This is a genomic window from Streptomyces jumonjinensis, from assembly GCF_009600885.1.
Classification (GTDB): domain Bacteria; phylum Actinomycetota; class Actinomycetes; order Streptomycetales; family Streptomycetaceae; genus Streptomyces; species Streptomyces jumonjinensis.
This window is the reverse complement of sequence record NZ_VCLA01000191.1, coordinates 1-13,560: the sequence shown is the minus strand read 5'-3', so window position 1 is coordinate 13,560 and position 13,560 is coordinate 1. Positions and strand designations below refer to the sequence as shown.

Here is a 13,560-nt window from a genome sequence, read left to right as displayed (position 1 = left end):
GGCCTCAGGGGCCCGCGCTGGACAGGCGGGCCAAACTCAGCCTGTCCGGGCGACCGAATCCCAGCCCGTCCGGCGTTTGAGGACGGACCCGCGGGTCGTGGGCCCGCGCGGTACGGGTTGGCTAAATTTCAGCCCGTCCGGCGCTTGAGGACGGAACCCTGGACCCCAGGAACCCGCCTCGGACGCGGTACCTTCGCCCGGAGCACCCGAACCCCACCCGGCATCACCACCTCCTGAGCACAGCGCACAGATGCGGAGCCCCACCGTGAGCGTCAGCGTCACTCCCCCCGAGGCCTCCGACCCCTTCGGCACCGCCCGCCTGCGCCGGGGAGTGCTCGACGCCTGGGCCGCCAGCCCCGCCCGCTTCCGCGAGGACGCCAACGCCGAAGAGGACCTCGTCCTCGGCGGCTACCGGGACCGCCTCATCGTCGAGCTCGCCCAGAACGCCGCCGACGCCGCCGCCCGCACCCGGACCCCCGGCCGCCTCCGCCTCACCCTCAAGCCCGCCTCGGGCGACGCCCCCGCCGTGCTCGCCGCCGCCAACACCGGGGCGCCCCTCGACGCCGCGGGCGCCGAATCCCTCAGCACCCTGCGCGCCTCCGCCAAGCGGGACGCCGAGGAGCCCACCGTCGGCCGCTTCGGCGTCGGCTTCGCCGCCGTCCTCGCCGTCAGCGACGAGCCCGCCGTCGTCGGCCGCCACGGCGGCGTCCGCTGGTCCCTCGCCGAGGCCCGCGAACTCGCCACGGAAGCCGCCCGAGCCGCCCAGTCCCAGGAGGCCCAGGGAACAGCTCAGGAACCCCAGGACGGCCTCGCCGGAGAACTGCGCCGCCGCGACGGCCAGGTCCCCCTGCTGCGGCTCCCCCTCCCCGCCGAGGGCACCGCCCCCGAGGGATACGACACCGTCGTCGTCCTCCCCCTGCGCGACGGCGCCGCCGTCGACCTCGTCCAGCGTCTGCTGGCCGGCATCGACGACGCCCTCCTCCTCACCCTCCCCGGCCTGGCCGAGATCGTGATCGAGACCCCCGACGGCGTACGGACGCTCCAGCGGGACGAGGACGGCCCCTACATCAGCGTCCGGGACAGCGACCACGGGGAACGCCGCTGGCGGACCGTCACCCACAACGGCCCCATCGACCCCGCCCTGCTGTGGGACCGCCCCCTGGAAGAGCGGCTGCGCCCCTACTGGACCATCACCTGGGCCGTGCCCGTGGACGGCGACGGCACGCCCGTCCGCCCGCTCACCGTCCCCGTCGTCCACGCCCCCACCCCCACCGACGAACCCCTCGGCGTCCCCGCCCTGCTGATCGCCTCGCTGCCGCTGGACACCACCCGCCGCCACCCCGCCCCCGGCCCCCTCACCGACTTCCTCGTCCAGCGCGCGGCGATCGCGTACGCCGGACTCCTCGGCGACTGGCGTCCCGTGACCACCGGAACCGTCGACCTGGTGCCCGGCCCGCTCGGCAAGGGCGAGCTGGACGGCGCGCTCCGCGCCGCGATCCTGGAGCTGCTGCCCCGTACGGCGTTCCTGGCGGCGGCCTCCCCCCGCGACCCGGATCAGGAGGACACCCGCGACCTGGACCGGGAGGACACCGGACTGCCCGGCCGCGCCGCCCCCGACGCGCTGCGGCCCATCGAGGCGGAGGTGCTGGAGGGCGCGGGAGCGGACACCGTACGCGTCCTCGCCGAGGTGCTGCCGAGCCTGCTCCCCGCCGGTCTCGAACGCCGCGCCGAGCTCCGTACGCTAGGCGTCGCCCGGGTCCCGCTGACCGAGGCCGTCGACCGCCTCGCCGGGCTGGAGCGCGAGCCCGCCTGGTGGCGGCGGCTCTACGACAGCCTCGCGGGCGTCGACCCCGACCGCCTCTCCGGGCTCCCCGTACCGCTCCAGGACGGCCGTACGGCCATCGGCCCCCGGCAGACCCTCCTCCCGCTGTCCGACACCCCCGCCGGCCTCGCCCGGCTCGGGCTGAAGGTCGTCCACCCGGACGCCGCCCACCCCCTGCTGGAGAAGCTGGGCGCACTGCCCGCCTCCCCCCGCGCCGTGCTGACCACGCCTCAGGTGCGCGCGGCCGTCGCCGGGTCCCTGGACGACGGCGGAATCTGGGACGAGGACGCCCTCGACGCCGGGGAGCTCGCCGAGTTGGTTCTGGCGCTGGTACGGGACGCCGAACTGGAGCCCGGCGACGAACCCTGGCTCGGCGCGCTGGCGGTGCCCGACGAGGACGGCGAGATGGCCCCGGCCGGTGAACTGGTGCTCCCGGACAGTCCCTTCGCCTCCGTGATGCGCGAGGACGAGCTCGCCTTCGTCGACGCCGAACTGGCCCGCACCTGGGGCGAGCAGCCGCTGGCCGCCTGCGGAGTGCTGGCGAACTTCGCGCTCGTCCGCGCCGCCGACGTCGTCCTCGACCCCGATGAGCTGGAGCCCCGCGAAGGCGACTGGGCCGAGCCCGACGACGCCGGACTGCTGGACGCCGTGGACGTCTGGTGCGAGGACGTGCTCGACCGGCTGCCGGAGACCCCCGTACCGCCGGTGGCGACCGAGATCACCGCCGTCCGCGACCTGGATCTCGTGGACGACGACCGCTGGCCGCAGGCGCTGGCGCTGCTCGCCCAGCCGCCGCTGCGGGACGCCCTGACCCAGCCCGTACGCGTACTGCTGCCGGACGGCACCACCGAGTCGGTACGTCCGTACACGGCGTGGTGGCTGCGCGACCACCCCGTGCTCGACGGCCGCCGCCCGGCCGGACTGCGCGCCGCGGGCGGCGATCCCCTGCTGGACGGGTTGTACGAGGCCGTGGACGCCACCGGCTTCGACGACGCCCAGGTACTGCGGGCACTGGGCGTACGCACCTCGGTGGCCGCCCTCCTGGACGAGCCCGGCGGCGCGGCGGAGCTGCTCACCCTGCTCGCGGACCCGGACCGTCCGGTGCGCCCCGTCCAGCTGCACGGCCTGTACACGGCGCTGGCGGAGCTGGAGCCGCGGCAGGTCACGCTCCCGGACGAGGTGCGGGCGGTGGTCGACGGCGGGACGGCCGTCGTGGACGCGGCGGACGCGGTGGTGGCGGACTCGCCCGATCTGCTGCCGCTCGCGGACGGCCTGCCGCTGCTTCCGGTGGCCCCGGAGCGCGCGGCGGAGCTGGCCGAGCTGTTCCAGGTGCGCCGGCTGAGCGAGACGGTCGTGGCGGAGGTGACGAGCGAGGGGGAGGAGCACGCTGTCCCCGAGTCGGTGCGGACGCTGCTCGGCCCCGGCGTCCCCGCCTTCTACGTCGAGCACGACGAGCTCATCGCGGGCGGCGCCGCACTCGCATGGCGCCGCACCCCCGACGGCGTACTGCACGCCGCGACCCTGGAGGGCGTGGCGGCGGGCCTCGCCTGGGCGGCCGGCCAGTGGCCCCGGCGCTTCGAGGTCGCGGCCCTGCTGGAGGACCCCTCCCGTACGGAGGAACTGGCCCGCGACCGCTGGTTCGACCCGCTGCGGTAGCCGGCGCCGGAGGGGCCGCGCCCGTGTGGCAGGGGCACTCGGACGACCGGGCACCCCTGCCACTGCGGAGTGCCCGCCTGGGAGTGCCCGCCCGGGAGCACGCCGCCCACCCGACCGGACGAGGCCCCCCCGCGCGCCGCCCCGGCCCGGGGTCCCTCGCGCGCTCGGCCCTACGCCGGAACGCGCCCGGCCCTACGCCGGAAACCTCCGATCCACCCAGCGCCAGCTGAGCTCCAGCAGCACCCCGCCCGCCGCCGCGATCCCCACCGCCGTCCACGGCAGCACCACCCCCACCAGCTTCAGCGCGAAGAACTGCTGAAGCCAGGGCACCACCAGCACCAGGACGAATCCGAGCCCCATCGCCGCCACCAGCGCCACCCGCCACCAGGTGTAGGGGCGGGCGACGATCGCCAGGACCCACAGCGACACCAGGAACAGCGTCAGCGTCGCCGCGCTCGTCTCGGCGTCCAGCGCGCCGGGCCCGCTGTAGTGGGACCGCGCCAGCAGATAGGCGGCGAAGGTGCACGCCGCCGCGATGATCCCCGCGGGGATCGCGTACCGCATCACCCGCCGGACGAAATGTGCCCTGGCCCGCTCCGTGTTCGGCGCCAGCGCCAGGAAGAAGGCGGGGACGCCGATCGTCAGCGTGGACAGCAGCGTCAGATGCCGGGGCAGAAAGGGGTACTCCACCTGGCTGCACACCACCAGGACCGCCAGCAGCACCGAGTAGACCGTCTTCGTCAGAAAGAGCGTGGCGACCCGGGTGATGTTGCCGATCACCCGGCGGCCCTCGGCCACCACCGAGGGGAGCGTGGCGAAGCTGTTGTTCAGCAGCACGATCTGCGCCACCGCCCGGGTCGCCTCGGAGCCCGAGCCCATCGAGACCCCGATGTCCGCGTCCTTGAGCGCCAGCACGTCGTTGACGCCGTCGCCTGTCATCGCGACCGTGTGCCCCCGGGACTGGAGCGCCCCCACCATGTCCCGCTTCTGCTGCGGGGTGACCCGGCCGAAGACGCTGTGGGCGTCCAGCTCCGCCGCCATCGCGTCCCGCTCGGCGGGCAGGGTGCGCGCGTCGACCGTGTGGTCCGCGCCGGGCAGACCGAGTTTGCCCGCCACCGCGCCGACCGAGACCGCGTTGTCGCCGGAGATGACCTTGGCGGAGACGTTCTGCTCGGCGAAGTACCGCAGGGTGTCGCCCGCGTCGGGCCGCAGCCGCTGCTCCAGGACCACCAGCGCGGCGGCCCGCGCGCCCTCGGCCGCCTCGGCTGCCCCAGCCGCCTCCAGCGGTCCGGCGGCCCTGGCCAGCAGCAGCACCCGCAGACCGCGCTCATTGAGCCCCTCGATCCCGGCGAGCGCGGGATCGTCCGGCGCCAGCAGCACATCGGGTGCGCCCAGCAGCCAGGTCACCGGCCGCCCGTCGCCCTCGTCGAAGGTCGCGCCGCTGTACTTGCGCGCCGAGCTGAAAGGCAGCGCGCCGGTCCGCCGCCACCCCTCGCGCCCCTCCCCCTCCGGATACGCGTCGATGATCGCCTGGAGGGAGGCGTTGGGACGCGGGTCCGCCGCGCCCAGCGCGCCGAGCACGGTCCGTACGTACGCCTCGTCCGCGCCGTTCAGCGGGCGCAGCTCGGTGACGTCCATCCCGCCCTCGGTGAGGGTGCCGGTCTTGTCGAGGCAGACCACGTCCACCCGGGCCAGCCCCTCGATCGCGGGCAGCTCCTGCACCAGGCACTGTCTGCGGCCGAGCCGGATGACCCCGATGGCGAAGGCGACCGAGGTCAGCAGCACCAGCCCCTCCGGGATCATCGGCACGATCCCGCCCACGGTCCGCGCGATGGAGTCCTTGACGTCGTTGTGCTCGGCGACGAGCTGGCTGATGACGAGCCCGGTCGCGGTGGGGACCATCATCCAGGTCACATATTTGAGAATGGTGCTGATGCCGCTGCGCAGTTCGGAGTGGACGAGGGTGAACCGGGACGCCTCTTCGGCGAGTTGCGCGGCATAGGCTTCGCGGCCCACTTTGGCGGCCGTGAACGCGCCGCCGCCCGCGACCACGAAACTCCCCGACATCACCTGGTCGCCGGGGCGTTTGAGCACGGGGTCGGCCTCGCCCGTCAGCAGCGACTCATCGATCTCCAGCGCATCGGCCTCCGCCACCACGCCGTCCACCACGACCTTGTCGCCGGGGCCCAGCTCGATGAGATCGCCGAGGACGATGGCCGAGGTGGAGACCTCCACCGGCCGCCCGTCGCGCCGGACGGTGGGCTTCGCCTCGCCGATGACCGCGAGGGAGTCGAGAGTCCGCTTGGCGCGCAGCTCCTGGACGATGCCGATCCCGGTGTTGGCGACGATGACGAAGCCGAAGAGGCTGTCCTGGATGGGCGCGACGATCAGCATGATCACCCAGAGCGCGCCGATGAGGGCGTTGAAGCGGGTGAAGACATTGCCCCGGATGATGTCGGCGGTGGAGCGGGAGGAGCGGACGGGTACGTCGTTGACCTCGCCGCGCTCGATCCGGCGGGCCACCTCGGCGGCGGTCAGCCCGGCGGCGGCACGGGGCGCCGGGGGTTTCACCGGGTGTACGGGGTCGAGCTCCGCGCCCGCGTCGATGACGGGGTCCGGCGGGTGCTCCGGCCCGGTGGGTCCCCCCGGGCCGGCCCGCCCGTCCGGCTCCGGGCCGTCCCTGTCGATCCTCGCCCGCTGGGTCATGGTTCGTACGGTACGGCGGCGGGGTCGGCTCCACCCTTCGAACACCGCGCCGCGCCAAGAGAACGGCGCGGCGTCATCCGGCGGGGCGCCCCGGCGGCCCGCCTCGGCCGGAGGGGCGGCTCAGCCCTGCCCGGCGCCCCCGGCCGTGGACGACGACGCCTCCGGGCCGGTCCCGCCGGCGCGGTCCTCCCCGGCGGCCCGTGCCGCCTCCGCCCGCTTGATCGCGGCGTCCCGCTTCCGTACGTACCAGATGCCGATCAGCCCCAGACCGGCGCCGGCCAGACAGGTCCACACCCACCACATCAGATCGCGGTCCGCGAACCAGCTGTAGAACGGGATCTGCACCAGGAAGAGGACGAACCAGAGGATCGTGCCACCGGTGATGGTGGCGACGACCGGCCCTTCCAGGGGCTCGGGCGCCTCGTGCTTGGGAGTCCACTTCGCCATGCGAACAGTCTAGGCGTGCGCTCCACGGCACCCTCCGTGCTACGCCGAGTGGGGCCACCAGGCCAGTAACCCCAAGGGTCTACGCGCGGAGATGGCGATCTTTCCCTTATATATTCATACTGAAACGGTTTGCCCATGACCTGAAGTGTTCGTAGGAACATCCAAGCCAAATGAGGATGGAATGACCTCGTCGGCCTCTGCCGCCGCCCCCGAGCATCAGCCGAAGGGCACCCTCAGCGGCCTGGACCGCTACTTCAAGATCTCCGAGCGGGGTTCCACGGTCGCCCGTGAGATCCGCGGCGGTTTCGCCACCTTCTTCGCGATGGCCTACATCATCGTGCTGAACCCGATCATCCTCGGCAGCGCCAAGGACATGTACGGCCATCAGCTCGACGGCGGCCAGCTGGTCACCGCGACCGTGCTGACGGCGGCCTTCTCCACCCTCCTCATGGGCGTCATCGGCAATGTCCCGATCGCGCTCGCGGCGGGCCTCGGAGTCAACACCGTCGTCGCCCTCCAGCTCGCGCCCCGGATGTCCTGGGCCGACGCCATGGGCATGGTGGTCCTCGCGGGCTTCGTCGTGATGCTGCTGGTCGCCACCGGCCTCCGCGAACGGGTGATGAGCGCGGTCCCGCGCAGCCTCCGCAAGGGCATCGCCATCGGCATCGGCCTGTTCATCATGCTGATCGGCCTGGTCGACGCGGGCTTCGTCTCCCGTATCCCGGACGCCGCCCAGACCACCGTCCCGCTGACGCTGGGCAGCGGCGGTCATCTGATGGGCTGGCCGGTGCTGGTCTTCGTCCTCGGCGCGCTGCTCACGCTCGTACTGATCATCCGCAGGGTGCCGGGCGCGATCCTGATCTCCATCGTCGCCATGACGGTCGTCGCGATGATCATCGAGGCGGTGGCCGAGGTCCCGAGCTGGGGTCTGACCACCCCGAAGTGGCCCGGCAACCCGATCGACACCCCGGACTTCGGGCTGGTCGGCGAGGTCAGCCTGTTCGGCGGCTTCGAGAAGGTCGGCATCCTCACCGGCTCGCTCTTCGTCTTCACGGTGCTGCTGTCCTGCTTCTTCGACGCGATGGGCACCATCCTCGGCGTCGGCGACGAGGCCAAGCTGCTGGACAAGGACGGCAATCTGCCGGGCATCAACAAGGTTCTCTTCGTCGACGGCATCGCGGTGGCCTCCGGCGGCGCGACCTCCTCGTCGGCGACGACCTGCTTCGTGGAGTCCACGGCGGGCGTCGGCGAGGGGGCCCGCACCGGCCTCGCCTCCGTGGTCACCGGCGGGCTCTTCTCGGTGGCGCTCTTCCTCACCCCGCTGGCCACGATGGTCCCGTCCCAGGCGGCGACGCCCGCTCTGCTGGCGGTCGGCTTCCTGATCCTGGCCGGCTCGATCCGGGACATCGACTGGAACGACTACACGCTCGCGGTTCCGGCGTTCCTGGCCATGGTGATGATGCCGTTCACCTACTCGATCACCAACGGCATCGGCATCGGCTTCATCACCTTCTGCGTGCTGCGGCTAGCGGCGGGCCGGGGCCGTGAGGTGCCGGTGGCGATGTACGCCGTGTCGGCGGTGTTCGTCTTCTATTACGCGATGCCCGCGCTGGGTCTCACCTAGACGCGAGCGCCCGGCGGGGACGCCGGGTGCGGAAGGGGTCATGGCCGGTCGGCCGTGGCCCCTTCCGCCGTTCCCGCCGCCTGTACGCCTGTGCGTCTGTACGCCTGTACGCCCCCGCGCCCCGGCCCCCTGAGGCGGGCCGGGAGCGCCCCGCTCCCACCGGGTATCACTCGTGGGGGAGAGCATTTATCGAGTGGTCCTTAGTTAGAGTAATGAGTTATGCTAATGAACATGTCTGACCTGCCTCATGGCGCCGCCGATGCCACCGCACCACCGGTGACCGACGCCGCCGCCGTGGACGCCCTCCGCTCGGCCGTGATGCGGCTGGGCCGCCGGCTGAAGCACCAGCGCGTCGATGAGTCGCTGAGCCCCACCGAGATGTCGGTGCTCGGCACCCTCGCCCGCTGTGGCTCGGCCACCCCCGGTGAGCTGGCGCGCAAGGAGCATGTCCAGCCGCCGTCCATGACCCGGATCGTGGCGCTGCTGGAGGCCAAGGGCCTGGTCCGGCTGGAGCCGCACCCCGACGACCGCCGCCAGAAGGTCGTCACCCAGACCGGGCGGGCCGAGGCCATGCTCGAAGAGAGCCGCCGCAAGCGGAACGTCTGGCTCGCGGGTCTCGCCGAAGGTCTGGACGCGGACGAATGGGCCAGGCTCCGCGCGGCGGCCCCCGTCCTGGAGAAACTCGCGCATCTGTAGAGCACCGCAAGGAGGCGAACCCTTTTGAGTACGGGACCCGGAGCAGACTCCGCACCCGCACCGTCCACCACGACGACCATGTTCAGCTCGCTGAGAATCCGCAACTACCGGTTCTTCGCGATCGGCGCCCTGGTCTCCAACACCGGCACCTGGATGCAGCGCATCGCCCAGGACTGGCTGGTGCTGACCCTCACCGGATCGGCGTCCGCCGTCGGCATCACCATCGCCCTCCAGTTTCTGCCCATGCTGCTCTTCGGCCTGTACGGCGGCGTCCTCGCCGACCGGCTGCCCAAGCGCCGGCTGCTGCTCGTCACCCAGTCCGCGATGGCCGTCACGGGTCTGGTGCTCGCCGCCCTCACCATCACCGGCCGGGTCGAGGTCTGGCACGTCTATCTCACGGCCTTCGCGCTCGGTCTGGTCACCGTGGTCGACAACCCGGCCCGCCAGACGTTCGTCTCCGAGCTGGTCGGCCCCGACCAGCTCGCCAACGCGGTCAGCCTCAACTCCGCCAACTTCCAGTCCGCGCGGCTGGTCGGCCCCGCCGTCGCCGGTGTGCTGATCACCGCGGTCGGCAGCGGCTACGCCTTCCTCTTCAACGGGCTCTCCTTCCTCGCGCCCATCGCAGCCCTGCTGCTGATGCGCCCCGCCGAGCTGCACCACGCCGAGCGCGCCCCGCGCGGCAAGGGCCAGCTGCGGGAGGGCCTGCGCTATGTCTCCGCACACCCCGAGCTGATCTGGCCGATCGTGCTCATCGGGTTCATCGGCACCTTCGGCTTCAACTTCCCGATCTGGCTCACCGCTTTCGTCCACGACGTCTACGACGCGGGCGCGAGCACCTATGGCCTGCTCAACGCCCTGATGGCGGCCGGATCGCTGGTCGGGGCCCTGCTCGCGGCCCGGCGCGGAACCTCGCGGCTGCGGATACTGGTGGGCGCGGCGGTGCTCTTCGGCATCCTGGAGATCGTGGCCGCCTTCGCCCCGGCCTTCTGGGTCTTCGCGCTGGCGATGGTGCTGGTCGGCATGTTCGGTCTCACCGTCAACGTCACCGCCAACTCCAGCATCCAGACGGCGACCGATCCGGCGGTCCGGGGCCGGGTGATGAGCCTGTTCATGATGGTCTTCGTGGGCGGCACACCGCTGGGCGGGCCGCTCTTCGGCTGGATCACCGACGCGTACGGGCCGAGGGTCGGCCTCGCGCTGGGCGGTGCGATCTCGCTCGCGGCGGCACTGGGCGTCGGCGCGATGCTGGCCCGCGCGGGCGGACTGCGGCTGAAGGTCGATCTGCGCCGGGGCCATAAGCATCTGGAGTTCGTGCCGAAGCGGGGAGGGCAGCCCGTGAAGCGGCTGCCGACCGCCGTGTGAGCCGCCTCCCCGTACGTCTTCCCCGTACGACCCCCGGGTGAGCGGCCTCCCCTCGTACGCCTCCCCGTACGGTCCGGTCGTACGCCTCCCCGTACGGTCCGGGTGAGCCGATCCCCGGGTGAGCCGTCCTCCGGGTGGGCCAGACTCGACGGTATGAGACTCTTCGCCGCTGTACTGCCGCCGGTCGAAGCGGTCGCCGAACTCGGGGTGACCGTGGACCGGTTGAGGAAGCTGCCCGGCTCGGACGGTCTGCGCTGGACCGGCCGGGCGGGCTGGCACCTCACCCTCGCCTTCATGGGCGAGGTGGACGAGGGGCTGCTGCCGGAGCTGCGGGTGCGGCTGGCCCGGGCCGCGGGCCGCACCGCCCCCTTCCCGCTGCGGATCCGCGGCGGCGGCCACTTCGGCCACCGCGCGCTGTGGGCCGGTGTGGCGGGCGGCCTCGACGAACTGCGGCTGCTCGCCGAGCGCAGCGACGCGGCGGCCCGCAGAGCGGGCGTCGCGATGACGGAGCACCGCCGCTATCTGGCCCATCTCACCCTCGCCCGCAGCCGCGCCGAGGCCGATCTCGGGCCGTGTCTGGCAGAGCTGAGCTGCTTCGAGGGCACCCCCTGGGAGGTGACGGAGCTCGCGCTGGTCCGCAGCGACCCCCCGGTCCCCGGGGTCCCGGGAGCCCGGCCCCGGTACGGCATGGTCGACAGCTGGCCCCTGGGGCGCTCCTGACGGATCCCGCCGGGACGCCCCGGGTGCCGGTCCCCGCTCTCCGAGCCCCGCCCGATCCCCCGGACCGGCCCTGGGCGCGGAGGCTGTCAGCGGGCCGGGTTAACCTCGTGCTGTGAACACCAAGACCAGAAACAAGATCATGGCGGGCGTCCTCGTGCTGATGTTCGCGGTCATCGCGGTGGCCGCCGTGGCCGGCCAGTAGCGGGTCTCCCGCCCGGACCCACGCCCCCGACGGCCCAGGCCCCGCCCGGCCCACGCCCGGGTACGGCGGCCCACGGCCGCCGTACCGCTGCACCGCCTACCGCCGCCCGCCGTCTACCAGGCGAACGCCTCCGGTGACGGACCGCTCGCCGGGAACACCCCGTCGAGCGAGTCCAGCAGCTCCTGGCTCAGCTCCAGCTCCAGCGCCCGCAGCGCACCCGCCAGCTGCCCGGCCGTACGCGGCCCCACGATCGGCCCGGTCACCCCGGGCCGGGTCAGCAGCCAGGCGAGCGCCACCTCCCCGGGCGCGAGCCCGTGCTTCTCGACCAGCTCCTCGTACGCCCCGATCCGCTCACGGACGGCGGGGTCCTGGAGCCGCTCCGCCGCCATCCCGGCGGTCCGGCGGGCGCCCGCCGCCTCCTTCTTGATCACTCCGCCGAGGAGACCGCCGTGCAGCGGCGACCAGGGGATGATCCCGAGCCCGTACTCCTGAGCGGCGGGGATCACCTCCATCTCGGCCCGGCGCTCGAAGAGGTTGTACAGGCACTGCTCGCTGACCAGCCCGTACGAGCCCCTGCGCCGGGCCGCCTCATTGGCCTGCGCGATCTTCCAGCCGGGGAAATTGGACGACCCGGCGTAGAGGACCTTGCCCTGGGCGATCAGGGTGTCGACGGCCTGCCAGATCTCGTCGACCGGGGTGTCCCGGTCGATGTGATGGAACTGGTAGAGATCGATGTGGTCGGTGCCCAGCCGCTTCAGGCTGGCCTCGACGGACCGGCGGATGTTCAGCGCCGAGAGCTTGTGGTGATTGGGCCAGGGAGTCCCGTCCTCGGTCATGGTGCCGTACACCTTGGTCGCCAGAACGACCTTGTCCCGCCGGTCGCCGCCCCGCGCGAACCAGCTGCCGATGATCTCCTCGGTACGGCCCCTGGACCCGGGCCCGCCGTAGGCGTTGGCAGTGTCGATGAAATTGACGCCCGCGCCCAGCGCGGCGTCCATGATGGCGTGGCTGTCGGCCTCATCCGTGTGCGGCCCGAAGTTCATCGTCCCGAGGACGAGCCTGCTGACCTTGAGTCCTGTACGTCCGAGCTGCGTGTACTCCATGAGCGACAAGCCAACGCCGTACAGCGCACTCCAAGCAAGGACTTTTACGGGCGCGTCCGGGCGCGTCCGTACGCGTACGGACGCGGTCGCGGGAACGCGGCCGGGCCCGCGCGGCGCGAGGGCTCCCCGGAACCACCCCGCCGCGCACCGGCGGGTGAACGCGAACGGACGCAAACCGCGGAACACGGGGGAAGCCGCGCCATAAGGGCGCTGAATTCCCGGCTCCAGCCCCGGCGCCTCGCACTATGGAGACCATGCAAGACCAGGGCGGTGAATACGGATCGAATGGGAAGCAGCGACCCAGAGCCAGGAAAGCAGCAGCAGCGATGCCACAGATTTCGATTGTCGTACCGTGCTTCAACGAGAGCGAGGTGATCGAGACTTTTCACGCCACGCTGATCCAGGTGCTCGAAACCACGGGGAAGACCTGGGAACTGTGTTACGTGGACGACGGAAGCAGCGACCACACCCGCGCCCATCTGCAAGAACTCGCGTCCGCCGACCACCGGACGCGCTATACCTCCTTCAGCCGTAATTTCGGCAAGGAATCGGCGATGCTGGCGGGGCTGCGGATGTCGCGGGGAGACGCCGTCATCCTGATGGACGCCGACCTCCAGCATCCGCCCGCCCTCATCCCCCGGATGCTGGAACTCCACGGGCACGGCTACGACCAAGTCGTCGCCCAGCGGGACCGCGCCGGTGAAGGCATCGTGCGCACCCGGCTCAGCCGGGCGTACTACCGGCTGGTGCGCCGCTTCATGGACGTCGAAGTCATCGACGGCGCGGGAGACTTCCGGCTGCTCTCCCGGCGGGCCGTGACCGCGCTGCTCTCGCTCCCGGAGAACAACCGCTTCTCCAAAGGGCTCTTCTCCTGGATCGGCTTCGACTCGATCGGTTTCACCTATGAGAATGTGCGGCGGGCGGCCGGCCAGTCCAAATGGGGCGGGCGGCGGCTGCTGAACTACGGAATCGACGGACTGCTCTCCTTCAACAGCCGCCCGCTGCGGATGGCGATCCACGGCGGTCTCTGGCTCTTTCTCTCCGCCCTTTTCTACGCGCTGTGGATCGTCGTCAATGTGCTCGTCGACGGCGTCGAGACGCCCGGCTACGCCACGCTGATCACGGTCATCGTCGCCCTGAGCGGAGTGCAGATCGCGACGCTCGGAATCATCGGCGAGTATGTGGGCCGGATCTACTGCGAATCCAAGCGGCGTCCGCACTA

9 protein-coding genes are annotated in these 13,560 nt (G+C 72.2%); 6 read left to right on the top strand and 3 right to left on the bottom strand.

From position 1 onward, the window contains the following. Positions 1 to 250: 250 nt before the first annotated feature. Positions 251 to 3,478, top strand: a complete 3,228-nt coding sequence (locus FF041_RS29960; protein WP_153525709.1) for a sacsin N-terminal ATP-binding-like domain-containing protein — start codon at positions 251 to 253, stop codon at positions 3,476 to 3,478. Positions 3,479 to 3,670: 192 nt separating this feature from the next. On the opposite strand, the gene FF041_RS29955 is transcribed toward FF041_RS29960, so the two are convergent. Together FF041_RS29955 and FF041_RS29950 are read right to left on the bottom strand one after the other, a co-directional pair. Next, a complete protein-coding gene (locus FF041_RS29955) occupies positions 3,671 to 6,184 on the bottom strand; it encodes an HAD-IC family P-type ATPase (protein ID WP_153525708.1) in 2,514 nt (837 codons plus the stop codon). 120 nt (positions 6,185 to 6,304) lie between these two features. Next, entirely contained in the window at positions 6,305 to 6,631 is a 327-nt protein-coding gene (locus FF041_RS29950; RefSeq protein WP_153525707.1) for a DUF2530 domain-containing protein, read from the bottom strand. A gap of 181 nt (positions 6,632 to 6,812) precedes the next feature. Here FF041_RS29950 and FF041_RS29945 point away from each other — a divergent pair, with 181 nt between their 5' ends. The 4 genes from FF041_RS29945 to thpR all read left to right on the top strand — a co-directional run bounded on the left by FF041_RS29945 (position 6,813) and on the right by thpR (position 11,033). Beyond that, positions 6,813 to 8,255, top strand: a complete 1,443-nt coding sequence (locus FF041_RS29945) for an NCS2 family permease (RefSeq protein ID WP_153525706.1) — start codon at positions 6,813 to 6,815, stop codon at positions 8,253 to 8,255. A 231-nt stretch (positions 8,256 to 8,486) separates the two neighbouring features. Then, on the top strand, positions 8,487 to 8,951 hold the full coding sequence (locus FF041_RS29940) for a MarR family winged helix-turn-helix transcriptional regulator (protein ID WP_153487323.1): 465 nt from the start codon (positions 8,487 to 8,489) through the stop codon (positions 8,949 to 8,951). A gap of 24 nt (positions 8,952 to 8,975) precedes the next feature. Beyond that, positions 8,976 to 10,313: an MFS transporter gene (locus FF041_RS29935; RefSeq protein WP_153525705.1), complete on the top strand. Its 1,338-nt coding sequence runs from the start codon at positions 8,976 to 8,978 to the stop codon at positions 10,311 to 10,313. Positions 10,314 to 10,466: 153 nt separating this feature from the next. Continuing rightward, the gene (gene thpR, locus FF041_RS29930) at positions 10,467 to 11,033 is read left to right on the top strand and encodes an RNA 2',3'-cyclic phosphodiesterase (RefSeq protein ID WP_153525704.1); all 567 of its coding nucleotides are present in this window, start codon (positions 10,467 to 10,469) and stop codon (positions 11,031 to 11,033) included. 315 nt (positions 11,034 to 11,348) lie between these two features. Here thpR and FF041_RS29925 read toward each other — a convergent pair whose 3' ends face one another. Next, positions 11,349 to 12,338, bottom strand: a complete 990-nt coding sequence (locus tag FF041_RS29925) for an aldo/keto reductase (protein WP_153525703.1) — start codon at positions 12,336 to 12,338, stop codon at positions 11,349 to 11,351. A 326-nt stretch (positions 12,339 to 12,664) separates the two neighbouring features. Between FF041_RS29925 and FF041_RS29920 the strand changes: the two genes are divergently transcribed. Then, a partial coding sequence (locus tag FF041_RS29920) for a glycosyltransferase family 2 protein (RefSeq protein WP_153525702.1) occupies positions 12,665 to 13,560 on the top strand: 896 nt, incomplete at its 3' end.

Excerpts from the sequence above, each read along its gene's own strand:
- FF041_RS29960 (WP_153525709.1), top strand. The coding sequence starts at position 251 with ATGCGGAGCCCCACCGTGAGCGTCAGCGTCACTCCCCCCGAGGCCTCC.
- FF041_RS29945 (WP_153525706.1), top strand. The coding sequence starts at position 6,813 with ATGACCTCGTCGGCCTCTGCCGCCGCCCCCGAGCATCAGCCGAAGGGC.
- FF041_RS29940 (WP_153487323.1), top strand. The coding sequence starts at position 8,487 with ATGTCTGACCTGCCTCATGGCGCCGCCGATGCCACCGCACCACCGGTG.
- FF041_RS29955 (WP_153525708.1), bottom strand. The coding sequence starts at position 6,184 with ATGACCCAGCGGGCGAGGATCGACAGGGACGGCCCGGAGCCGGACGGG.
- FF041_RS29950 (WP_153525707.1), bottom strand. The coding sequence starts at position 6,631 with ATGGCGAAGTGGACTCCCAAGCACGAGGCGCCCGAGCCCCTGGAAGGG.
- thpR (WP_153525704.1), top strand. The coding sequence starts at position 10,467 with ATGAGACTCTTCGCCGCTGTACTGCCGCCGGTCGAAGCGGTCGCCGAA.
- FF041_RS29925 (WP_153525703.1), bottom strand. The coding sequence starts at position 12,338 with ATGGAGTACACGCAGCTCGGACGTACAGGACTCAAGGTCAGCAGGCTC.